The organism is Aromatoleum petrolei (assembly GCF_017894385.1).
GTDB classification, from domain to species: Bacteria; Pseudomonadota; Gammaproteobacteria; order Burkholderiales; family Rhodocyclaceae; genus Aromatoleum; species Aromatoleum petrolei.
The window spans coordinates 2,862,940-2,884,321 of the sequence record NZ_CP059560.1 but is presented as its reverse complement, the minus strand read 5'-3'; the positions used below and the strand labels follow the sequence as shown (position 1 = coordinate 2,884,321).

Genomic DNA, 21,382 nt, shown 5'->3' with positions numbered 1-21,382 from the left:
CGTTTGCGCGACGCCCCGGGAAACGGCCGGCGCCTGGCTGCACCACGCGCGGCCGTACGACATGACGCGACCGAGCCGCGGGGACGGCCGCCCGGTGCGCCGACACATCAATTGCCCTCGAACTTGGGCACCTGCTTGTTCACGAAGGCGTTGTAGGCGCGCGTGAAGTCCTGCGTCTGCATGCAGATCGCCTGGGCTTCGGCTTCGGTCTCGAGCGCCTGCTCGATGGTCTGGTTCCATTCCTGGTGCAGGCACTTCTTCGTCATCGAATGCGCGAAGGCCGGGCCGTTGGCGAGCGACAGCGCCAGCTCCTGCGCCTTCGCCAGCACTTTTTCGGCCGGCACGATGTCATTGAAGTAGCCCCACGCGCGGCCCTCCTCCGCGCTCATCGAGCGGCCGGTGTAGAGCAGCTCGGAGGCACGCCCCTGGCCGATGATGCGCGGCAGGATGCTGCACGCGCCCATGTCGCAGCCGGCGAGGCCGACGCGCACGAAGAGGAAGGCGGTCTTGGCCTCGGGCGTCGCGTAGCGCAGGTCGGAGGCCATCGAGATGATGGCGCCGGCGCCGGCGCAGATGCCGTCCACCGCGGAGATAATGGGCTGCGGGCAGTTGCGCATCTCCTTCACGAGGTTGCCGGTCATGCGCGTGAAGGCGAGCAGGCCATTCATGTCCATCTTCGTCAGCGGGCCGATGATGTCATGCACGTCGCCACCCGAGCAGAAGTTGCCCCCCGCGCCGGTGATCACGACCGCGCGCACGTCCTCGGCGTACTGCAGCTTGATGAAGGTGTCGCGCAGTTCGGCGTAGCTCTCGAAGGTGAGCGGGTTCTTGCGCTCGGGACGGTTCAGCGTGATGGTGGCAACGCGATCGACGACGTCGAACTTGAAGTGTTCCGGGCGCCATTCGGCAGCTTTGAGCTTGTACATGTGATTCTCCTGGAGGTGGATTGCGCTTGGGAATTCGAATGAACAGTCACTCAGCCAGCAAGCGTGAGACCGCCGCTGACGCTGATGACCTGGCCGGTGATGAAGCTGGCGCGGTCGCTGGCAAAGAACAGCACGGCGTCGGCGAGCTCGGACGGCTTGGCGAGGCGGCGCATCGGGGTGGCCTTGACGAAGGCCTCCCGGTGCTTCTCGGGCACCGCCTGCAGCAGCGGCGTGTCGGTCGGGCCGGGGCACACGCAGTTGACGTTGATGTTGTAGCGCGCGACCTCGCGGGCGAGCGACTTGGTGAAGGCGATCGCACCGCCCTTGGCGCCCGAATATACGGTCTCGCCGAGGCTGCCGACGCGGCCGGCGTCGCTCGACACGGTGACGATCTTGCCCGAGCCGCGCTCGACCATCTGCTGCAGGAAGGCCTGCGACACGGCGACCGGCCCGAGCAGGTTGAGGTCGACGACCTTGCGCCAGAAGTCGGGCGTGTTCTCCATGAAGGGCTGGATTTTCCCCCAGCCGGCGACGTTGGCGACGATGTCGACCTGGCCATGACGGCGATAGGTCTCGTCGCGGAAGGCCTGGATGGAGTCCATGTCGGTCACGTCGAGACGGACGAAATCGACGTCGAGGTGTTGCTCCGCGAGCAGGCCGGCTGCGGCCGCCCCCTTGGCCGCGTCGATGTCGCCGATCACGACCTTGGCGCCCGCCCGCGCCAGCGTCTCCGCCGTCGCATGGCCGATCCCCGATGCGCCGCCCGTGACGACGGCCGTTTTGCCTTGCAGGTTCATGTCTGTCTCCTCATTCACCAGTCATTCGCATCCCGGGGCGCCTTCGCTTGCGTCGCCCCGCTACCTGTTTGCTGCAGCGCCCCGTTTCCGGTTCCGTCAGTAGTTGAATGAATGTTCGTTCATTCAATAAATCTAGTCAAGCCCTTTACACAAATTTCCGTCGGGATCGGGCGATGGACGTCCTACAGCCGCCCCGCCTTGAGCAGCTCACGCAAGCGGAACTTCTGGATCTTGCCGGTCGCGGTGCGCGGCAGCTCGTCCACAAACCGGACGGTGCGCGGGCATTTGTAGATCGACAGGTTCGCCATCAGCGTGTCCTGCACCTGCGCGGACAGGCGGGAATGGCTCGCGGACGGATCCTTCGCCACGGCCACCAGCACAAGCCGCGTCAACCCGTCTTCCTGCGGCACGCCGACGACGACGGCCTCGGCGATGCCGGGCGCGGTCATCGCGCAGCCTTCGATTTCGGACGGGCTCACCCACTGACCGGAGATCTTCAGCATGTCGTCGGCCCGGCCGTTGTGGTACCAGTAACCGTCTCGGTCGAAGCTGAACATGTCGCCGGGAAAATACCAGCCGTCGCGCAGGGCCTTCCTCGTCTGCTCGGGCTGATTCCAGTAGCCGCTGAACTGCGAGGACATGCGGATCGCGATCTGCCCGGGCACATCCGGCTCGACGATATCCGCGCCGGCCTCATCGACGAGGCGCACCTCCGCCCAGGGCACGGGCTTGCCGCAGGAGCCGGGCCGCTGCGCTGCCCCGTCATTGACGAGGAAGAGAAAGATCGTCTCCGAGGCGCCGATGCCGTCGATGAGGGGCTGGCCCGTTGCCTCGAGCCAGGACTGGTACAGCGTCTCGGGCAGCTTCTCGCCGGCCGACAGGAAGTGGCGCACCGCGCGGAAGGCCTCGCTGTCGCCCGCCCCCTCGCGCAACAGGTTGCGGTACATCACCGGGGTGCTGAAGAACAGCGTCGGGCGGTGAGTGTCGACCACCCCCATGATGCGCACCGGGTCGGGCCAACCGGCGGCGATGATGACCGTCGCGCCGCAGCGCAGCCCGCCCATCAACGAATGGCCCAGCGCCCAGCCGAAGAACATCTTGGAGGTGGCGAAAATGCGGTCGCCGGGGCCCACGCCGAAGTATTCGGCCTCCATGCGGTCGGCGATCAGCACGCACGCGTGCGTGTGCATCACCGCCTTGGGCCGCCCGGTGGTGCCCGAGGAATACACCCAGAAGGCGATGTCGTCGGGCGCCGCCGGCGTCGAGGCCAGCGTGTCGGCCTGGCCCGCGAGGAAGTCCTCGAGCGGCACGCCGACGCGCGGCGCGGCGCCGCGCACGATCACCTGCGGCGGGGCGGCGAGCTCGGCGGCGATCTCCTGATAGAGGTGCGCGAATTCGGCATCCACGAACAGCAGGCGGCAGGCGCTGTCCTCGATCACGTAGCGCACGTCGCGCGGCGCGAGCCGCACGTTGAGGGCGACCGCGACGGCGCCGATGCGCATCGCGCCGAGGTAGCCCGCCACCATCTCGGGCGAGTCGTCCATCAGGAAGAGGACGCGTTCGCCACGCGCCAGGCCGTGCATCTTCATCGCGTTGCCGCTGCGATTGACCATCGCATCGAGTTCGCCGTAGGTGACGGAACGGCCGGCGCCGACGATCGCGGGCCGGTCGGCGAGACCCAGCGCGAGGGGGCGGCCGATGATCTCGTCGGCGGCGTTCATCGCGCCGCAGCGCGCGGTATTGTCAAAACTCATGTCTACTCCAGGACGACCAAAGGGTTCCCCGGCGGGCATCCCGGGGTTCGGGCGGGGCGCCCGCGCCTCAATTCGCAAGAAGCGTCCGAGCCTCGGCCAGCAGCTTCTGGCCGTCATAGCCCTTGGCGCTGACCTCCTTGACCCAGTCCGCAGTGACCGATTGGGACGCCTTCTGCCACTTGCCCAGCTCTTCGGCCGGCACGGTGTAGAACGTGTTCTTGCGCTCGACGCCGGCCTGCCGTCCCGTCAGCGTTGCGTCGTCCCAGATCTTGCCGGCCCACGCGGACACCTCGGGGCCGCTGTTGGCGTCGATGACCTGCTTCAGGTCCGCCGGCAGGCTGTCGTATTTCGCCGGATTCATTGCCAGGATGAAGGCGGACGTGGATAGCAGCGGCAGGCTGGGGTCGGTTTCGGTATGGAACTTGACGACTTCCTGAATCTTCATCGCCGGCACGACCTCCCACGGGATCATGGCACCGTCGATCACGCCCTTGGCGAGGCTTTCGGTGACCATCGGCACCGGCATCGGCACCGGGGTCGCGCCGAGGGCGCTCAGCATGCGCGTTGCCAGACGCGTCGGCGCACGCAGCTTGAGGCCGCTGAGGTCGGCCATGGTTTTGACCTGCTTCGTGGTCGTGTGCAGCGCCATGCCAGCGATCACGTGGAACACCAGCGGGCGCACGCCCTTGTATTCGTCGCGCGCGTTCTTGGTCGCATAGGTCCACAGCGCGCGGCTCGACTTCTCGCCCGAGCTGCCCATGAACGGCAGTTCGAACGCTTCGGTGACGAGGAAACGCCCCGCCTGGTAGCCCGGCAGCGCCCACACGATATCGGCCACGCCGTCCTTGGCCTGGTCGAAGAGCTGCGGCGGCGTGCCGCCCATCTGCATCGCCGGGTAGATCTGGCACTTCAGACGTCCGCCCGATTCGGCGCCGATCTTGGCGCACCACGGCTCGAGGAATTTCACCTGGGTGTTCGACGACGGCGGCAGGAAGTGATGCACGCGCAGCGTCACGACCTTGTCCGACTGGGCCTGGGCGGCGCCGCCCGCGAACAGCAGGGCCGCCAGCAGCGGCTTGAGCAGTTTTCCGGTATTCATCGCGTCTCCTCCTTGGAATGAAGGGCCGGCCTCAGCTTGTCAGCCGCCGAAGGTCCGGACCAGATACAGCGTGATGGCGGGAAAGAACAGCAGCAGCGTGATGCGCGCGAGGTCCGATGCGAGGAAGGGCATCACCCCGCGGAAGGTATCGGTGAGCGGCACGTCCTTCGCGGCCTTGTTGATGATGTAGATGTTCATGCCGACCGGCGGATGCACCAGGCCGATCTCGACCACCATCAGCACCAGGATGCCGAACCAGATCGACTTCTCGTCCGGCGTCAGGCCCCAGAATTCCAGCCCCATGACCATCGGATAGAAGATGGGGATGGTCAGCAGGATCATCGCCAGCGCGTCCATGACGCAGCCGAGGAACACGTAGATCAGCAGGATCGCCGTGAGCACCAGCAGCGGCGACAGGCCGCTGTCCTTGACCCAATTCGCGAGCTCGACCGGCATCTGCGTGAGCGCGAGGCCGGTGTTGAGCATGTCGGCGCCGAGCAGCACAAGGAAGATCATCGCCGTGGCCTCGGCGGCGCCGAGCACGCTTTCGCGGATGCCCTCGGCGCGCATGCCGCCCGTGACCACCGCGAGGATGCCGCAGGCCGCCGCGCCGATCGAGGCCGCCTCGGTGGGGTTGGCCCAGCCGCCGTAGATGCCGACGATGACGACGAGGAAGATCAGCGCGACGGGGGCGACGTTGGCAATCGAGCGCAGCTTCTCCGCCACCGGCACGCGCGGGCCGGCCGGTCCGGCCTCGGGCTTGAGCGTGACGATGATGCGGATCACCAGCATGTAGCCGAGCATTGCGATCAGGCCCGGTAGCACCGCCGCCATGAAGAGCTTGCCGATCGACTCCTGCGTGAGCACCGCGTAGATCACCAGCGGCACCGAGGGCGGGATCAGGATACCCAGCGTGCCGCCCGCGGCCAGCGCGCCGGTCGACAGGGCGCCGGAGTAGTTGCAGCGCTTCAACTCCGGCAAGGCCACCTGGCCCATCGTCGCCGCGGTGGCGAGCGAGGAGCCGCAGATCGCGCCGAAGCCCGCACAGGCGCCGGTCGAGGCGATCGCGACGCCGCCGCGCCAGTGCCCGACGAGCGAGCTCACGCAACGGAACAGCGCGCGCGACAGGCCGCCGTGGGTCGCGAACTGGCCCATCAGCAGGAACATCGGGATGACGGCCAGATCGTAGTTGGAGAGCCGCGCGTAGGCGAGGTTCTTCAGCATGTTGAGGAAGGGCGTGATCTCGCCGCCCATCATCGTCAGGTAGCCCGCTGCGCCGACGAGGAACATGGTGATGCCGATATGCACCCGCAGCACCAGCAGCGCCAGCAGCACCCCGAACATCGTCGCGCCGATCGCAATGCCGCTCATTTTTCACCTCCGGTCACGATGCGGAAGCGACGGCCCGCGATGTACAGGCTGGTCGTCGCAAACAACAGGAAGGCCGGCACGATCAGCGCGATCGACACCCACCCCGGCCAGCCCAGCATCAGCGAGGCCTCGCCCGATTCGTAGGACGCGACGGCCGCAACGGCGGTACGCCACGCGATCAGCAGCGCGACCGCACCCATCAGCAGCGCCGCCAGCCCGTCGAGGAAGGCGCGCCCGCGCTGCGGCAGCCAGTGCGTGAAGAAGTCGACGCGCACGTGGCCGTCGACCATCTGGCAGTAGGAGAAGAAGGTCGCCGACGCGACGGCCGCGCCCATCTGCAGGACCTCGAAATCGCCCGGCACCGGCAACGCAAAGAGCTTGCGCCCGACGATGGACGCCAGCGACATGCCGATCAGCAGCATGAAGATGGTCCCGCCCATCAGCGCGGACACCCTGCTCGCCGCATACAGGCGCCGGCCCCACGGCCCGTGCGGCAAGGCCTCCGGGTGGGCGACGTGCTCGATCGACCCAGGCTCGAGCTGGACGCCGGCGTCCTCATCCCCGCCCTCCCCCTCCACGCTTCCCGCGCCGCACACCTTCGCGGGCCGCAACCCCGCCGCGGCAGCAGCATCCAGGCTCACTACGCTCGTATGCATGTGTTGTCTCCTCATTCGCGCGCTCACTGGCTGAACGTTCACTCATTTTACGTACGGAGAGAAAAGGGGGTCCGCGACGGACGCCGCAGGACGTCCGCCGCGAACCCTTGCCAGGCTCAGACGGCCTGTTCCTGCTCCCAGGCGGAGAGGGTCTGGCGGGCGATGATGAGCTGCTGCACTTCGGTCGCGCCCTCGTAGATGCGCAACGCGCGGATCTCGCGGTACAGGCGTTCGACCGGGTGCTCGCTGACGACGCCGCAGCCGCCCCACAGCTGCACGGCGGCATCGATGACCTGCTGCGCGGTCTCCGTGGAGGTCATCTTGGCCATCGCGGCGGCGCCGGTGATGTTCTTGCCCTGGTCGCGCATCCACGCGGCGCGGTAGGTGAGCAGCGCGGCGGTGTCGACGTGGGTCGCCATCTGCGCGAGCTTGGCCTGCGTGATCTGGAAGTCGGCGAGCTTCTTGCCGAACATGTCGCGCGTCGTGGCGCGGCGCAGGCCTTCGTCCAGCGCGCGGCGCGCGAAGCCGAGCGCGGCGGCGGCGACCGAGGTGCGGAAGATGTCCAGCGTCTGCATCGCGACCTTGAAGCCCTGCCCCGGCGCACCGAGCAGGTTCGCGGCGGGCACGCGACAGCCGATGAAGCGCAGGCGCGCGAGCGGATGCGGGGCGATCACGTCGATGCGCTCGGCGATCTCGAAACCCGGAAGGTTCGCCTCGACGATGAAGGCGGACAGGCCGCGCGCGCCGGGCGCTTCGCCGGTGCGGGCGAACACGACGTAGAAGTCCGCGATGCCGCCGTTGGAGATCCAGGTCTTCTCGCCGTCGAGCATGTAGTCCTGGCCGTCGCGCCGCGCGGCACAGGCCATCGCCGCGACGTCGGACCCGGAATCGGGCTCGGACAGCGCGAAGGCCGGGATCGCCCGCCCCGCCGCGACATCGGTCAGGTAGTTGCGCTTCTGCGCGTCGCTGCCGTGCAGCGTGATCGCGCCCGAACCCAGCCCCTGCATGCCCAACGCGAAGTCGGCGAGCCCCGAATGGCGCGCCAGCGTCTCGCGCAGCAGGCACACGGCGCGCGTGTCGATGGTGTCGTGACGGCCGCCGTAGGCCGTGCCGCCGACCATGTAGCGCAGCCAGCCGTCGGCGCCGAGCTTTCTCACCAGGTTGCGGCAGGCGTCGTCGAGGTCCCCATGCGGGTGGCCGTCGATGTGCGCGGCCGCCCAGGCCTCCAGTTCGATCTGCATGCCGCGGTGGCGCTCGTCGAAGAAGGGCCACTCCAGATAGCTTCGATCACTCATCGTTGCGTCTCCTCTCGGGGTGGTGCGCCGGCGGCGCCCGCCCTCCTCCTTATGGTTGCTGTCCAGTGCGGCGCCCGCTCTGACGGGTCCGCCTACATCACCTCGCCGCCCGACACCGAGATCGCCTGGCCGGTGATCGCCTCGGAACCCGGCAGGCACAACCACAGCACCGCGTTGGCGACTTCCTCCGGGCGCACCAGGCGGCCCTGCGGGTTGTGTTTCGCGAGTTCGGCGAGCGCCTCGGCCTCGCTGCGGCCGGTCTTCTCGCGGATGTTGGCGACCGCGTCGCGCACGATATCGGTATCGGTGTAGCCGGGGCATACCGCATTCACCGTGATGTTCTTGTGCGCCATTTCCAGCGCCAACGCGCGCGTCAGGCCGATCACGCCGTGCTTGGCGGCGCAGTACGCGGAGACGTAGGGATAGCCCTTCTCCCCCGCGGTGCTCGCGACGTTGATGACGCGGCCCCAGCCGGCGGCGAGCATGCCGGGCAGCGCGGCGCGCGTCGCCAGATAGGTGCCGGTGAGATTCACGTCCAGCATCTGCTGCCACAGCGCCGGATCGGTGCGCAGGAAAGGCGCGCTGCCGGCCTGGCCGGCGTTGTTCACCAGAACCGCGACGGGGCCGAGGCGTTCGGCGGCGCCGGCGAAGGCCGCGGCGACCGAGGCTTCGTCCGCGACGTCGACCGCTTCGCAATGCACTTCGCAGGACGGGCCGCCGAGGGTGCGCAGCGCCGCGGCGCGCTCCTCGAGCTGCCCGCGGTTGCGCCCCATCAACGTCAGCCGCGCACCCTGCGCGGCCAGCGCCGCCGCGACCGCGGCACCGATGCCGCGGCCGCCGCCGGTGATCACCACGTGTTTTCCTGCGAGCGCCCGAGACAGTTCTGCCGCCATCACATCCCCCCCATTCCGTTGCCACTGCCCGGCGAAGCCGCGGCATCCCGCATTCCGGAGACGCCCCGCAGTGCGTTGAATGAATACTCGTTCATTTTACACGGAAGGTCAACGGGAATCTGCCATCCGTACGAACCCATGTCGGAGCGCTGCGGATCTCGCCAAACCAGACGCCGGGATCCGCTCCAGGGACGCGACGCCCATCGGTTTCGTCCGATCGGTGGGAGCGCGGACCCAACTCGGCGATGGGAATCTGCATCAGATCCTCCATGACGCAAGGACGGCCTCCGGAAGCGGCGGCGCTGCGCCGCTCTCTATCGGTTTTTTGGGGGTGCGCCGGGGATCTCAGGCGGCCAGGCGGCGCAGGCCCAGCTGTTCCATGAAGGCATCCACGCGCGCCTGCGTGCGAACCTCGTCGAACTCGCGCTCGTCGCCCATGTTGCCCTCGTAGGTCATGATCGGGATGCCGGCCTTGGCCATCGCCTGGCGGTTTTCCATGATGCCGACCGAGAGGCCTTCGCAGCCGCGGTTGAGGTGCATCATGCAGCCGTCGACACCCCAGTCGCGCGCGATGTCGAGCATCATCTCGGACTTCACCGAGGGGTCGAAGAACTGCTGCCACAGCGGCTTCGAGAGGTTCCAGTCGGCATACAGGCGCAGCGCCGTGTCGCGGTCGTTCATCGCTATGCCCTTCTCCCACGGCACCGTGCGCGCGCCCCAGGATCCGTCTTCCTTGTACTCCCACGTCCCTTCGAGGCCGAAGGTGTAGAGCGAGCCGATCGACACCGCGCCGTAGCTCTCCAGATAGCGGAAGATCTTCAGGAAGGGCCACGGCGGCTGCGTGTCGGACATCAGACGGCAGCGCTCGTTGGCCACCGCGGCGATGCCGCGCGCGACGCGGTCCTTCACCTCGTCGTACAGCTCGTCCATGAAGTCCGCGCACCACTGCGAGGATTTGTGCAGGATGCACAGCACATACAGCGAGTACATGGTCTTCTCGTCGAGCGGCGCGGGCCGCGCCTTCTGCAGCTCGCAGATCTGCGCCCAGCGGCTGGTCGAGCGCATCTCGTTCCTGATCGCGCGGATCAGCAGCTCGTCGTCGCACTTGCGCCCGGTCGCCTTCTCGACGAACTCGATCGAGTCGTGCAGCTGGCTCGTGACGTAGTCGAGGCGCTCGGGCGTGAGGTCCTTGTACGCGCCGACCGACACGTCGACATAGAAGTCGGGGATCTTCTTCACGTGCGCGACGTGCTGGTACCACTTCGCGTGCGAGCAGCAGATCTGCGTCTGGAAGATGAAGTCCGAGGTCGGCCACTTGCCGCCGTAGAAGTATTCATCCAGGTGCATGCTGCCCCAGTAGATGCGCATGTAGGAGCACATGTCGCGCGCGAAGCCGTAGGACTCGGCGGCGTCGAGGCAGCGCTGGGTGAACTTCTTGTCGAGCGACACGCCGGCCGAGTACGGCTCGCCGGTCAGCGGATAGACGTCGTCGCCGAGCGAGGTCGGGATCGCGTCGAAGGACCAGCCCGCCGCGGACCAGCGGATGCCGCCGTTGTCCTTGGCGCGGGCGTAGTTGTGGTAGTACTGCTCGCGCAACTGCTTGGCCTTGCCCCACAGCTTGAGCTGCTCGGTCGGGTAGATTGCCTTCGTATCCATGTCTTGTCTCCTGTCGGGCTCAGAACAGTTCTTCTTCGCTCAGCGTCTCCAGCATCGCCTCGATGCGGATGCGGAACGGGCCGATCGGGTTGGTGATGTCGAACTCGAGGAACAGCGTCGGGATTCCGTTGGCCTCGAGGTGGCGCTTGAGATCCGGGTAGTCGCCCTCGTGCGGATCGCAGAACTTCTGCTGCAGGAAGACGGCCGCCTGCACCTTGTATTCCTTGGCGAGATTCAGCACGTGCGCGAAACGGGTGTGCGCCGGGTAGTCCTTGGTCGGGCAGGCCGGGCGGTCGCAGTAGCGTTCGGCGATCGCCTTGACGACGTCGTCGTCGTTCTTCGACGCGTTCCAGAAGTAGCGGGTGCCCGAGCACTGGTCGTCGATGACGATGGTGGCACCGACCGACTCGACCATCGCCATGAAGGCGACGTCGTCGTTTTCCGATCCGATCGTCATGAAGCGGGCGCCGGTCGGGCGCGTGACCTGGCGCTTCGGCAGCGCGGCGAGCACCTTCCGCAGCATTTCGTTGTGCTCGCGCTTGTCGATGAACTGCGCGGTGATCGACGCATACAGCGCCTCGACGCCGGTGACCTTGGGCTCGTCGGCCTTGCGGTAGTCGAACAGCTCACGCAGCAGCCGGCGGTTCTCGTCCATCACGGCGAGCGCCTCGCGCAGCATGTCGTCGGTGATCGTCTTGCCGGTCAGCGTCTGCAGGAACACGCGGAAGGCCTGCACTTCGGCGCGGTGCGCCTTGCGCGAATGCGGCGATTGCACGTCGTTGGGCATCGCGACGTAGTAGTCCCACTTCACGGTCGGCACGTTCTGGCGCCAGGAGCTGTAGGCCTGGCGGTACTGGATGCAGGATTGGGTCAGCGTCACGCCTTCCGCGTAGTCGAAGCGGCCCAGCAGGCCCTGCGCCAGCGAGTCGCGACAGAACGGACAGAACATGCCGAAGATGTGCGGCTCGGTGACGTTCTGCGGCTCGTGCGCGCCCAGCACGCGCACCGGCAGCATGCCGGCCGCGATCAGCAGTTCCTCGGGCGTGTAGGTGCACATCGTCGCAACGACCTGGCCGCCAGTGCGTGCCTTCCACGCGCGGGCGTAGTCATGGCGCTTCTCGTACCACTCCTTGAACTGGTCAAACAATCCGTCGTTCATGAATCCGTCTCCTTGTGATTGCCCAGCCCTCTGGGCGATCCGCCCTGTCGGGGAGCCTTTCCGGCCAAATCCTTCCAACCCCCACCCGCTCTTGCCTTCACTTCAGTCTGTTTGATGTCCATCCACTGACTGAATGTTCGTTCACTCTACCCGTGAGGTTTTGCGAAATCAAGTGTTGAATGAACAATTATTCATCTGTATGCAGCGGAGTGCAGGTGAACGCGCTTCGGGCGCGGCCGGTCAATCGACCTGAGCCTTACCGCCAACAGTTGGAGGACGACGCAAATGCCCGTTGCCCTCTCTCCCTCATATTTCATTTGTCATTTTCTCTAGCGGACGGAGTACACTCCCTGCCCCGATGTCATCACGGCTACCGCCGTGGACGCACGAAATGAACGGCCTTTCCATTACGTAACCGTCACAAGCATGAGAATCTCGAATCCGGCGCTCGCGGCGCTGACCGCCCTCGCTCTCGCGTCCTGCGCGAACCCCGTCACCTCGGGCAATGAGCCTGGCCAGATGCTGGTCCCGGTGAACCACACGAATCGCTATGCGCCGAACATCGTCGTGGAAGACGCATGGGCGGGAAATGTCGATGCTTTCGGAGGGGGCGCGGGCGCAACATGCTGCATTGCAGGCCGCAAGGACTGGTCCAAGCCCGCCCTCGTGCGCTGGCGCTGGGGCGCCGAGGACGATCGCGCGACGGGCAAGATCATCCTCGCCGGCGAAGACCGCTCCGCCCTCGTTCCCTTCCCCCGCGCCCCGCATCGCATCAACAAGAGCACCAAGGACGACTGGTCACGCGAGGATTTCCTAGCCGACGAGATCTATCTATGCGTGATTTTCCGGACGCTGGAGACGGTCGAGTTCGCGTTTTCGTCCACGCGCAGCGGATGTAAAGCCAAGTAGCGGATTGCACGGATCGAGACATGACCGTCAGACAAGCCAACTCCCCAACGACGGACGAACAGCTCGCGAGCGCGTGGCACGAGGGCGCGAAGATGCGCATGGAAGAGCAGATCGCATGGTGTACGCTTGCGTCGACGCCCGCCGACCGCATCCGCTGCCGCCTCTATCCCAAGCTGTCCTTCTTCTTCGACGGCACCGGCAACAATCTCTACCAGGAGATGGCTAAACCCGAGGGGGAACGCGCCTTATCCAACATTGCGAAGCTCTATCAAGCCGCGATAAAGGACAAGGACGGAATGGAGGCAGTCCCCACCTATATTCCGGGCGTCGGCACGCCCTATCGCTACGCGAATGGCAACATCTCGCCGAATGAAGACAAGGGCGGGGCCCTGGGAATGGGTTTCGGCGCCGGCGGAGAGATGCGCCTCGAAGCCGCACTTTACGAATTCCGACGCATCCTGGAGATCGACTGGAGCTCAGGCGCGTTGCCGCACATGCAATGGATCACGCTTTCGGTCTTCGGTTTTTCGCGCGGCGCGACCCTCGCGCGCGCATTCGTCCGCCGCCTGATCGCCGAGCAATGCGAACGCACTGCCGACAAGCGTTTGATGTGGACCGCCCGTAACGGCACGCAGGTGCGCCTGCGCATCGTCTTCATGGGCCTGTTCGATACGGTCGCCTCGGTGGGCGGCCCCGGGCTGCATTTGGGCTGGGGCGCGGAACTGGCGATTCCCGAAGGAGTTGAGCGCTGCCTGCATTTCGTTTCCGCACACGAGGTACGGCAGGCCTTCCCGCTCGATTCCGTCCGTGTGGGCAGCGAATACCCGAAGACGTGCGAAGAGGTGATCTACCCCGGCGTGCATTCGGATGTCGGCGGCGGGTATTTCGACGGCTTTCAGGGGCGGTCCAATGCGCTGTCGCGCATTCCCTTGCGTGACATGTACGCGGAGGCGCTGAAAAGCGGCGTAATGCTCCGCAGGCTCTCCGACGCGCCGCTGGAAGTTCGCGATGAAATCGCCCTGCCGCCCGATGCACCGCTATTGCAGGCCTATAAGACTTACATGGCCTCGCTGCCGACCGCGACGGGTGATTCACTGGAATCGCTGCTGCACGCGCACCGAGCGCTGAAGTTCCTCTGGCGCGCGGCGCTCACGCGGATGAACAACGACGTCCGCGTGTTGGGAGCGCTGCACCGCCGTGTCGACCCGACGCTGTGCGACACGGTAGCTGCACAGAACAATCATCGGACATGTTCGCCAACAAGCTGGACCTACGAACTGCCGCGTAAACCGGATGTGCAGGCGAAGCAGCTTCTGGCCGAGCATCGGCGCCTGGTGCGCCAGATGCCCGCGATCCGCGACCCAGTCGTATGGCATGGCGACACCAAATGGAATCGCCAACGCAGCCCCTATGAAGATTTGATCGTCGCTGCCTGGGACGATCAGTCAGGGCTTCCGGAAGAGGTCGACGCTTTCATGGCCGACCATGTCCACGATTCGGTCGCCCATTTCACGGACTGGCCCTGTGCCTTGCACGACCCGCGCGCGATCTTCTGCGATGAAACGCGGATTCTCGCGGAGAGGGAAAAGCGACGAAGCACGGCCCACGCCTGACACCGGCGGCCGGCCCGCAGCGAGATTCGGCGCTCCGGCGCCGCCCTCCGTCCACGAACAGCGGCACGTCGACGGCGGGCGGGAGCGGCGACGCCTCAGCCTTCCTGCTCGGGCGCCGGATTGAAGTGTTCCTTGCCGTTGCCGCAGTCGGGGCAAACCCAGTCCTCGGGCACGTCTTCCCACTTGGTGCCGGCCGCGATGCCGTCGTCGGGGAGACCGTCGGCCTCGTTGTAGGGGAAGTAGCAGGCGCTGCACTGGTAGGTGGTCATGATGGCGGTCTCTCTGTGTCGTTGGGGGGGATTCGGGCGCTCTGCGGCGCCGTTGGGGTGTCGTAGGGCGGGAGACTCCCGCTGAGGGGCCTGTCGAATCGGCAGCGCCGCGTGGCGGGGCGAGGCTTCGCTCCTCCCGTCCTACGGGGTCAGGGGTTCATATCGGTGAGCCGCTCGGGAAATTCGGCGTCCGGCGCTCACGCACCGCGGCCAGGCCTTCGCGCACTTCGGGGCCAGTGAAGCCGAGCATCTCCAGCGCCACCGAGTTGTCGAAAATCGGGCCGGCCTGGCGCAGCCAGTTGTTGAGGCTGTGTTTGGTCCAGCGCAAGGCGGTCTGCGGGCCGGCGGCCAGTTTCCTGGCGATGTCGAAGGCGGTGTCGCGCAACGCGTCCGCTTCGACCGCCATCGACACGAGGCCGATGCGCTCGGCTTCCTCGCCGCTCACCTCGTTCGACAGCAGCAGATGCAGCTTGGCCTTGGCCATGCCGCACAGCAGCGGCCAGATGATCGCGGCGTGGTCGCCGGCGGCGACGCCCAGGCGGGTGTGGCCGTCGATGAGGCGCGCAGTCTTCGCCGCGATCGAGATGTCCGCCAGCAACGCGACTGCTAGCCCGCCGCCGACCGCGGGGCCGTTGATCGCGGAGACGATCACCTTCGAGCAGTTGATCATGTTGTAGACGATGTCGCGCGCTTCTTTCCACACGCGGGCGCGGTGCTCGAACTCGTCGACCATCGCGGCGACGAGGTCCAGCGTGCCGCCGGCCGAGAAGCCCTTGTCCTGGCCGCGCACGACGATCACCGCCACGGCCGGGTCGCGGTCGAGGTCGCGCCAAATGTCGGCCAGCTCGCCGTGGCCGACAGCGTCGGCGGCGGGCAGCTTGCCCGGCTCGCCGAGGATCACTTCGGCGATGCCGTGCTCGTGGAGTTCGACCTTGAGGTTGGTGTAGCGGCTGTAGTCCATCGTGTGTCCCTGATTCGCCTCGTCACGTCATGCCCCGTTCGCACTGAGCCTGTCGGCCGGCAATTGGCAGGGTTTCGACAGGCTCCGTCCGAACGGTATTCGAGGCGCGATTTACAGATTCAGTCTTTCGGCGGCATCAAATAGCGGCTGAAACGCGCCCGCCATTCGTCGTCGATCACGGTCGCGCGCGGGGCGCCGCCGAGGTCGGCCCACACCACCGTCTGCTTCGCGCGGAAGCGCACCTGCTCGCCCATGGAAGCCGTCGTGACGATGTCCATCGAGCTGCCGCCGATGCGCGAAACGTAGAGCGTGAAGGTCAGTTCGTCGCCGTGCATGCTGGGGGCCATGAAGTCGACCTCCAGGTGACGCATCGGCACGCCGCGGCGGATCTCCGCGTGCAGCTTGTAGAAGTCGACGCCGATGCCGCGGTCGAACCAGTCCTCCACCACCTCATTGCACAGCACCAGGCACTGCGGGTAGAAGACGATGCCGGCCGGGTCGCAGTGGTGGAAACGGATGGATTTCTTGCATTCGAAGATCATGGTCGTTCAGTCCAGGATGCGGTTCACGAATTCGCCGACGGCTTCGATCACGGCCGCGGGCTGGTCCTTGTGCGGGGAATGGCGGCAGTCGGCGAGCTTGACGAGATCCACGTCGCGCGCCTGGGCGGCGATGCGGTCGATCTGGTCCATGGTGCCATATTCGTCGTCCTCGCCCTGGATCGCGAGCACCGGGCAGGCGACCTTGGGGAGGTATTCCTCGATGTTCCACGCGCGGAAATCCGGGTGCAGCCAGATGTCGTTCCAGCCCCAGAACGCGGCCTCGACGTCCTGGTGGTACTTGCCCAGGCGCGCCGGGAGATCCGTGCTCTGCCACGCGACCTTGGCCTGGGCAATGCTCTCGACCGAGATGTCCTCGACGAGCACGTGCGGGGCCATCAGAATCACGCCGGAAAGTGGCGTCGCAGTGCCGCCCGCGCAGATCAGCGCGATCGAACCGCCGTCGGAGTGGCCGAGGAGGATGGGCCGGTCGAGCTGGAGCGCGTCGAGCAGCGCCGGCAGCACGGCGAGGCCCTCGTCGTGCATGTAGCGCGTGGTGCGCGGCAGCTCGGCCGCATCGGAACGCCCGTAGCCCGCGCGCGAATAGACGATGGCCTCGCATCCGGTCGCGTCGGCGACCCTCTGCGGGAAATCGCGCCACATCGACACCGAACCCAGCCCTTCGTGCAGGAACACGATCGCGGGCGCGCCCTCGCGCGGATGCGCCGAAGGCAGGCGGACGTATTCGAGATGCTTGCCGCCAACCAGCACTTGTTTCATTCAGACCCCCAGGTGTTTCTTGATGAGCTCGGGATTATTGCGCACCTCCTGGCTCGGACCGTCGAAAACGACCTGGCCCTTCACGAGGATCATCGAGCGGTCCGTGAGGGCCGTCACCGCCGCGTGGTTCTTGTCGACGATCACGGTGGCGATGCCGCTGTCGCGGATCTCGCGGATCACGCGCCAGATTTCGCGCACGATGAGCGGCGCGAGGCCCTCGGTGGCCTCGTCGAGGATCAGCAGATCCGGGTTCGTCATCAGCGCGCGGCCGATCGTGAGCATCTGCTGCTCGCCGCCGGACAGGTTGCCGCCGCCGTTCTCGATGCGCTCGGCAAGCCGCGGGAAGGTCGTCATCACGCGGTCGAAGGTCCAGTCGCGCTGGCCGTCGACGCCGGCGCGCGCGGCCATGATGAGGTTCTCCCGGACCGTGAGGTTGGGGAAGATGCCGCGGCCTTCGGGCACGTAGGCGATGCCGAGCTTCGCGATCCTGTGCGTCGGCCCGCCCGTCATGCGCTGGCCGCGCACCAGCACGCCGCCCGCCTTGGGCGTCAGGAAACCCATCATGGTGCGGATCAGCGTCGTCTTGCCCATGCCGTTGCGGCCCATCAGGCCGAGCGCCTCGCCCTTGCGGATGTGGAAATTCACGCCGTGCAGGATGTGGCTGGAGCCGTAGTAGGTATGCAGGCCGATCGCCTCCAGCAGCATCTCGCGCTCGTCGGGCACCGCCTGCCCGGCAGGATTGGCGGCAGGGTCGGCCGCTGCGTTCACTCTGATCATGGACATGTCATTCATGCTCCGCCTCGTGTCCCAGATAGGCCGCCTGCACGTCGGGGCTGTTGCGGATCTGCTCCGGCGAGCCCGATTCCAGCACCTGGCCATTGACCATCACGGTGATGCGGTCGGCAACCGCGAACACCGCGTCCATGTCGTGCTCGACCAGCAGGATCGCGCGCGTCGCCTTGAGGCGGTTCAGGAGCGTGACCATCTGCGCCGACTCCTCCGAGCCCATGCCGGCGAGCGGCTCGTCGAGCAGCAGCACCTCGGCGTCGGTCGCGAGCACCATCGCGATCTCGAGCTGGCGCTGCTCGCCGTGCGACATCGTGCCGGCGATGCGGTCCTCGCGGCCCGACAGGCCGGCCTCGGCGATCGCCGCACGTGCACGTTCGACCGCTTCGGGCATGCGCAGTGCGTTGGTCAGCAGGCTCCACGGACGCGGCTTGCGCGACTGCGCGGCCAGCCGGCAGTTCTCCAGCACCGTGAACTTGGGGAAGATGTTGGTGCGCTGGTAGCTGCGGCCGATGCCGATCTTCGAGCGCTGGTAGGACGTGAGCGCGGTGATGTCCTCGCCCTTGTAGCGGATCGTGCCTTCGGACGGCGGCAGGTCGCCCGACAGCATGTTGATGCAGGTCGATTTCCCCGCGCCGTTGGGGCCGAGCAGCGCATGCAGCACGCCACGCTCGAGCTGGATATTGACATCGCGGTTCGCGAGCAGCCCGCCGAAGCGGCGGGTCATGCCTCCGGCGGCAAGCAGGACTTCACTCATTGCTCTTTCCCCCATTGATGCGCGCCATGATGCGGGCGGGTGTCGCGGCCATGCCGCCCGGCATGAAGAGCACCGCGGCGACGATGGTGAGGCCCATCAGGAGCTGCCAGTGCTTGGTCATGCCGGTGAAGATCTCCTGCAGCCCGACCAGCGCGGCCGCCCCGGCGATGGCGCCGGCTAGATTGCCCATGCCGCCGAGGATCACCATCAGCAGCACGTCGCCGGACTTGTGCCACGAGAGGTATTCCGGCGTCACGAAGCCGAACAGTACCGCGTACAGGAAGCCCGCGAAGCCGGCGAGCCCGCCCGCCAGCGTGAAGGCCGCGAGCTTGTAGCGGAACGTCGCGTAGCCGAGCGAGAGCATGCGGTGCTCGTTGCTGCGGATGCCGACCAGCACGCGGCCGAAGGGCGAGCGCAGCACGAGCTTGAGCAGGCCATACACGGCGAGCATCGCGGCGACGACGAAGTAGTAGAGGTGATGCGGTTCGTTGAGGTCGAAGGGCGCCCAGCCGGCGATTGCCGCATCCGGCTTGAAGTTGAGGTAGATGCCGTCCGAGCCGCCGCCCAGCGGCGTGTCGTGGAACACGTAATAGGCCATCTGCGCGAACGCGAGCGTCACCATGATGAAGTAGATGCCCTTGGTGCGCAGCACGAAGAGCCCGATGACGAAGGCCGCCAGCGCCGCCGCGAAGATGGACGCCGGCAGCGCGAGCCACAGGTTCGCCGGGTCGTACTTCGGCGTCATCAGCGCCACCGCATAGGCGGCGATGCCGAAGTAGGCGGCGTGGCCGAAGCTCACCAGGCCGGTGAAGCCGACCAGCAGATCGAGACTCATCGCGAAAATCGCGAGGATCAGCACCTTGGCGATCATCTCGGCGTAGAAGTCCGAGCCGAAGGCCGGGAAGGCGAGCACGCCGGCCAGCACCGCGAGCTTGAAAATGGTGGAGATACGGGAATTCATGGCTGCTTACCCCTTCTTGAAGATGCCTTCGGGGCGCCACAGGAGCACCACGGCCATCACCAGATAGACCATCAGGCCCGCGAGATCCGGCAGCAGCACCTTGCCGAAGGTGTCCGCGAAGCCGATCACGAGCGCCGCGACGAGCGCGCCCCACACCGAGCCGACGCCGCCGATCACGACGATGACGAAGGAGATGATCAGCACGGACGAACCCATGCCCGGATACACGGAGGAGATCGGCGCGGCGAGCATGCCGGCCAGCGCGGCGAGCGCGACGCCGAGCGCGAACACCGTGCGGTACAGCAGGTTGATGTCGATGCCGAGCGCCTTGACCATGTCGCGGTCGTGGCTGCCGGCACGAATCATCATGCCCAGGCGCGTCTTCTGGATCAGCCAGTACAGCCCGCCCGCGAGCGCGAGGCACACGACCGAGATCACCAGGCGATACACCGGGTAGCTGAGGTTGTCGGAGAGCGGGATCGAGGCCGAGAACAGCTCGGGGATCGTCACGCCGTGCACGTCGTCGCCGACGGCGAGGCTGCGCAGCTCCTCGAAGATCAGGATCAGGCCGTAGGTCAGCAGCACCTGCTCGAGGTGGTCGCGCTTGTACAGGTGCGAGAACAGCGCCCATTCGAGGATCGCGCCGAACACGAAGGCGAGCGGCAGCCCCAGCGCGATCGCCAGCATCAGGTTGCCCGTCATGCTCGTCAGCGCGAACGCGAGGTAGGCGCCGACCATGTAGAAACTGCCGTGCGCGAGGTTGATGATGCCCATGATGCCGAACACCAGCGTCAGCCCGCTGGCCACGAGGAACAGCAGCAGGCCGTACTGCAGCGAGTTCAGCACCTGGATCAGGAAGGAAACGAAATCCATGAGTCTTCCCCTCCGGGCACCGTTGCGGGGCGCCCGGATATGTTGGAATGGAGCGGTCGGAAGAACTGCGGGGTCTTACATGCGGCAGCCGCGCGCCGGATCCGCCAGCGCCTTCTCGGCCACGCCGACGAGCTTGTTGTCGCGTCCCTCGACCTTGCGCAGATAGATGTCCTGCACCGGGTTGTGCGCCTTCGACAGCGTGAAGGCGCCACGCGGGCTGTCGATCTTCGCGGTTTCCATCGCCTTGATGACCGCGTCCTTGTCGAACTTCGCGCCCTTCAGCGCGTCGAGGCCGGTCTTCAGCATCTGCGCGGCGTCGTAGCCCTGCACCGCATACACGTCGGGCTGCATCTTGTAGGCGACCGCGTAGCCCTTGCGGAAGGCCTGGTCCTTCGGGTTGGTCAGGTTGTCGGCGTAGTGCAGCGTCGTCAGCAGGCCTTCGCCCGAACCGCCCATCGCGTCGATCGTGCCGTCGGTGAGGAAGCCCGAGCCGTACAGCGGGATCGTGCGCTTCAGGCCCGCCGCGTCGTAGTCCTTGACGAACTTGACCGCGCCGCCGCCGGCGAAGAACACGAACACGGCGTCCGGCTTCAGCGAGGCGATCTCGGTCAGGAAGGGCTGGAACTCGACGTTCGGGAAGGGGAGATAGAGTTCCTTCGCGACCTTGCCGCCGGCCTTCTCGAAGGCTTCCTTGAAGCCCGCGACCGACTGCTCGCCGAAGGAGTACTTCCACGTCACCGTGACGACGTTCTTGTGGCCGCGCTCGGCGACGATCTTGCCCATTGCGTAGGCGGGCTGCCAGGCGGAGAAGGAGGAGCGGAACACGTTGGGCGCGCACAGCGGACCGGTCAGTTCGTCGGCGCCCGCGTTGGGAATGATCAGCAGCGTCTTGGTGTCGCGCGCGACTTTCGCCATCGCCAGCGCGACGCCCGAGTGCACGGTGCCGACCAGCACGTCGACGTTGTCGCGCTTGACGAGCTTGGACGCGTTCTCGGTCGCCTTGGAGGGATCGGATTCGTCATCGACGACCGAGTACTCGACCTCGTAACCGCCGAGCTTGCCGCCCTGCTCCTGCACGTACTGCTTGAAGCCGTTGGTGATCGCGGTGCCCAGCGAAGCATAGGTGCCGGTGTAGGGCAGCATTAGGCCGACCTTGATCTTCTCGGCGGCCTGCGCGGCACCCAGCGGTACGAGCGCGCCGGCAATCACGCCGAGCGTCAGTTGCATCATGGTGCGGCGGGTCTTTCGGGCTTCTCTCATGGTGTCTCCTCCACGTGGGATGGGCGGGGCTTTGCCCCTTGTCATTCATGGATCGCGCAGGGCGGGGC

Annotated in this window: 21 protein-coding genes; 2 read left to right on the top strand and 19 right to left on the bottom strand. The window is 66.6% G+C overall.

The features are described 5' to 3' along the window. Positions 1–107: 107 nt before the first annotated feature. The 10 genes from ToN1_RS13165 to bzdN all read right to left on the bottom strand — a co-directional run bounded on the left by ToN1_RS13165 (position 108) and on the right by bzdN (position 11,606). Positions 108–926, bottom strand: a complete 819-nt coding sequence (locus ToN1_RS13165) for an enoyl-CoA hydratase family protein (RefSeq protein ID WP_169207777.1) — start codon at positions 924–926, stop codon at positions 108–110. Positions 927–976: 50 nt separating this feature from the next. After that, positions 977–1,723 (bottom strand): SDR family NAD(P)-dependent oxidoreductase, encoded by a 747-nt coding sequence (locus tag ToN1_RS13160; protein ID WP_169207778.1) that lies wholly within the window; start codon positions 1,721–1,723, stop codon positions 977–979. A gap of 182 nt (positions 1,724–1,905) precedes the next feature. Next, entirely contained in the window at positions 1,906–3,477 is a 1,572-nt protein-coding gene (gene hbdA / locus ToN1_RS13155) for a 3-hydroxybenzoate--CoA ligase HbdA (RefSeq protein WP_169207779.1), read from the bottom strand. 67 nt (positions 3,478–3,544) lie between these two features. Continuing rightward, a complete protein-coding gene (locus ToN1_RS13150; protein WP_169207780.1) occupies positions 3,545–4,576 on the bottom strand; it encodes a TRAP transporter substrate-binding protein in 1,032 nt (343 codons plus the stop codon). 39 nt (positions 4,577–4,615) lie between these two features. Then, positions 4,616–5,947 carry a TRAP transporter large permease gene (locus ToN1_RS13145; protein WP_169207781.1) on the bottom strand — a complete coding sequence of 444 codons (1,332 nt, stop codon included), beginning with the start codon at positions 5,945–5,947 and terminating at the stop codon, positions 4,616–4,618. Beyond that, on the bottom strand, positions 5,944–6,603 hold the full coding sequence (locus ToN1_RS13140) for a TRAP transporter small permease (RefSeq protein ID WP_169207782.1): 660 nt from the start codon (positions 6,601–6,603) through the stop codon (positions 5,944–5,946). Before ToN1_RS13140 ends, ToN1_RS13145 begins: the two co-directional genes overlap by 4 nt. Positions 6,604–6,719: 116 nt before the next feature. Beyond that, entirely contained in the window at positions 6,720–7,898 is a 1,179-nt protein-coding gene (locus ToN1_RS13135) for an acyl-CoA dehydrogenase family protein (protein WP_169207783.1), read from the bottom strand. Positions 7,899–7,990: 92 nt separating this feature from the next. Further along, complete coding sequence (locus ToN1_RS13130; protein ID WP_342344153.1) at positions 7,991–8,752, bottom strand: SDR family NAD(P)-dependent oxidoreductase; 762 nt, start codon at positions 8,750–8,752, stop codon at positions 7,991–7,993. 384 nt (positions 8,753–9,136) lie between these two features. Beyond that, positions 9,137–10,447 carry a benzoyl-CoA reductase, bzd-type, subunit O gene (gene bzdO / locus ToN1_RS13125; RefSeq protein ID WP_169207785.1) on the bottom strand — a complete coding sequence of 437 codons (1,311 nt, stop codon included), beginning with the start codon at positions 10,445–10,447 and terminating at the stop codon, positions 9,137–9,139. 19 nt (positions 10,448–10,466) lie between these two features. Then, on the bottom strand, positions 10,467–11,606 hold the full coding sequence (gene bzdN, locus ToN1_RS13120; protein WP_169207786.1) for a benzoyl-CoA reductase, bzd-type, subunit N: 1,140 nt from the start codon (positions 11,604–11,606) through the stop codon (positions 10,467–10,469). Positions 11,607–12,032: 426 nt separating this feature from the next. Here bzdN and ToN1_RS13115 point away from each other — a divergent pair, with 426 nt between their 5' ends. Together ToN1_RS13115 and ToN1_RS13110 are read left to right on the top strand one after the other, a co-directional pair. Then, positions 12,033–12,515, top strand: a complete 483-nt coding sequence (locus tag ToN1_RS13115; protein WP_169207787.1) for a DUF3304 domain-containing protein — start codon at positions 12,033–12,035, stop codon at positions 12,513–12,515. Between the two features lie 20 nt (positions 12,516–12,535). Further along, positions 12,536–14,128 (top strand): T6SS phospholipase effector Tle1-like catalytic domain-containing protein, encoded by a 1,593-nt coding sequence (locus tag ToN1_RS13110; protein WP_169207788.1) that lies wholly within the window; start codon positions 12,536–12,538, stop codon positions 14,126–14,128. Between the two features lie 95 nt (positions 14,129–14,223). On the opposite strand, the gene ToN1_RS13105 is transcribed toward ToN1_RS13110, so the two are convergent. From ToN1_RS13105 to ToN1_RS13065, 9 genes are all read right to left on the bottom strand, one after another. Continuing rightward, positions 14,224–14,397 (bottom strand): rubredoxin, encoded by a 174-nt coding sequence (locus tag ToN1_RS13105; protein WP_018988724.1) that lies wholly within the window; start codon positions 14,395–14,397, stop codon positions 14,224–14,226. 157 nt (positions 14,398–14,554) lie between these two features. Continuing rightward, positions 14,555–15,358: an enoyl-CoA hydratase/isomerase family protein gene (locus ToN1_RS13100; protein ID WP_169207789.1), complete on the bottom strand. Its 804-nt coding sequence runs from the start codon at positions 15,356–15,358 to the stop codon at positions 14,555–14,557. A 119-nt stretch (positions 15,359–15,477) separates the two neighbouring features. Beyond that, positions 15,478–15,900, bottom strand: coding sequence for a benzoyl-CoA thioesterase (locus ToN1_RS13095; protein WP_169207790.1), 423 nt, complete (start codon positions 15,898–15,900; stop codon positions 15,478–15,480). 6 nt (positions 15,901–15,906) lie between these two features. Then, on the bottom strand, positions 15,907–16,677 hold the full coding sequence (locus ToN1_RS13090) for an alpha/beta fold hydrolase (RefSeq protein WP_169207791.1): 771 nt from the start codon (positions 16,675–16,677) through the stop codon (positions 15,907–15,909). Continuing rightward, a complete protein-coding gene (locus ToN1_RS13085) occupies positions 16,678–17,382 on the bottom strand; it encodes an ABC transporter ATP-binding protein (RefSeq protein ID WP_169207805.1) in 705 nt (234 codons plus the stop codon). It abuts the gene before it with no gap. A 79-nt stretch (positions 17,383–17,461) separates the two neighbouring features. Next, positions 17,462–18,220, bottom strand: a complete 759-nt coding sequence (locus ToN1_RS13080; protein WP_169207792.1) for an ABC transporter ATP-binding protein — start codon at positions 18,218–18,220, stop codon at positions 17,462–17,464. Further along, positions 18,213–19,181, bottom strand: a complete 969-nt coding sequence (locus tag ToN1_RS13075) for a branched-chain amino acid ABC transporter permease (RefSeq protein ID WP_169207793.1) — start codon at positions 19,179–19,181, stop codon at positions 18,213–18,215. The genes ToN1_RS13080 and ToN1_RS13075 overlap by 8 nt, the downstream gene beginning before the upstream one ends. 6 nt (positions 19,182–19,187) lie before the next feature. Continuing rightward, positions 19,188–20,054, bottom strand: a complete 867-nt coding sequence (locus ToN1_RS13070; RefSeq protein WP_169207794.1) for a branched-chain amino acid ABC transporter permease — start codon at positions 20,052–20,054, stop codon at positions 19,188–19,190. 75 nt (positions 20,055–20,129) lie between these two features. Further along, a complete protein-coding gene (locus tag ToN1_RS13065) occupies positions 20,130–21,284 on the bottom strand; it encodes an ABC transporter substrate-binding protein (RefSeq protein ID WP_244861058.1) in 1,155 nt (384 codons plus the stop codon). Between the last annotated feature and the right edge of the window lie 98 nt (positions 21,285–21,382).

What these genes read in the sequence shown, in the direction of transcription:
- ToN1_RS13165 (WP_169207777.1), bottom strand. Translation starts at nt 926, where the DNA reads ATGTACAAGCTCAAAGCTGCCGAATGGCGCCCGGAACACTTCAAGTTC.
- ToN1_RS13160 (WP_169207778.1), bottom strand. Translation starts at nt 1,723, where the DNA reads ATGAACCTGCAAGGCAAAACGGCCGTCGTCACGGGCGGCGCATCGGGG.
- hbdA (WP_169207779.1), bottom strand. Translation starts at nt 3,477, where the DNA reads ATGAGTTTTGACAATACCGCGCGCTGCGGCGCGATGAACGCCGCCGAC.
- ToN1_RS13150 (WP_169207780.1), bottom strand. Translation starts at nt 4,576, where the DNA reads ATGAATACCGGAAAACTGCTCAAGCCGCTGCTGGCGGCCCTGCTGTTC.
- ToN1_RS13145 (WP_169207781.1), bottom strand. Translation starts at nt 5,947, where the DNA reads ATGAGCGGCATTGCGATCGGCGCGACGATGTTCGGGGTGCTGCTGGCG.
- ToN1_RS13140 (WP_169207782.1), bottom strand. Translation starts at nt 6,603, where the DNA reads ATGCATACGAGCGTAGTGAGCCTGGATGCTGCTGCCGCGGCGGGGTTG.
- ToN1_RS13135 (WP_169207783.1), bottom strand. Translation starts at nt 7,898, where the DNA reads ATGAGTGATCGAAGCTATCTGGAGTGGCCCTTCTTCGACGAGCGCCAC.
- bzdO (WP_169207785.1), bottom strand. Translation starts at nt 10,447, where the DNA reads ATGGATACGAAGGCAATCTACCCGACCGAGCAGCTCAAGCTGTGGGGC.
- bzdN (WP_169207786.1), bottom strand. Translation starts at nt 11,606, where the DNA reads ATGAACGACGGATTGTTTGACCAGTTCAAGGAGTGGTACGAGAAGCGC.
- ToN1_RS13115 (WP_169207787.1), top strand. Translation starts at nt 12,033, where the DNA reads ATGAGAATCTCGAATCCGGCGCTCGCGGCGCTGACCGCCCTCGCTCTC.
- ToN1_RS13110 (WP_169207788.1), top strand. Translation starts at nt 12,536, where the DNA reads ATGACCGTCAGACAAGCCAACTCCCCAACGACGGACGAACAGCTCGCG.
- ToN1_RS13105 (WP_018988724.1), bottom strand. Translation starts at nt 14,397, where the DNA reads ATGACCACCTACCAGTGCAGCGCCTGCTACTTCCCCTACAACGAGGCC.
- ToN1_RS13100 (WP_169207789.1), bottom strand. Translation starts at nt 15,358, where the DNA reads ATGGACTACAGCCGCTACACCAACCTCAAGGTCGAACTCCACGAGCAC.
- ToN1_RS13095 (WP_169207790.1), bottom strand. Translation starts at nt 15,900, where the DNA reads ATGATCTTCGAATGCAAGAAATCCATCCGTTTCCACCACTGCGACCCG.
- ToN1_RS13090 (WP_169207791.1), bottom strand. Translation starts at nt 16,677, where the DNA reads ATGAAACAAGTGCTGGTTGGCGGCAAGCATCTCGAATACGTCCGCCTG.
- ToN1_RS13085 (WP_169207805.1), bottom strand. Translation starts at nt 17,382, where the DNA reads ATGCTGCTGGAGGCGATCGGCCTGCATACCTACTACGGCTCCAGCCAC.
- ToN1_RS13080 (WP_169207792.1), bottom strand. Translation starts at nt 18,220, where the DNA reads ATGAGTGAAGTCCTGCTTGCCGCCGGAGGCATGACCCGCCGCTTCGGC.
- ToN1_RS13075 (WP_169207793.1), bottom strand. Translation starts at nt 19,181, where the DNA reads ATGAATTCCCGTATCTCCACCATTTTCAAGCTCGCGGTGCTGGCCGGC.
- ToN1_RS13070 (WP_169207794.1), bottom strand. Translation starts at nt 20,054, where the DNA reads ATGGATTTCGTTTCCTTCCTGATCCAGGTGCTGAACTCGCTGCAGTAC.
- ToN1_RS13065 (WP_244861058.1), bottom strand. Translation starts at nt 21,284, where the DNA reads ATGATGCAACTGACGCTCGGCGTGATTGCCGGCGCGCTCGTACCGCTG.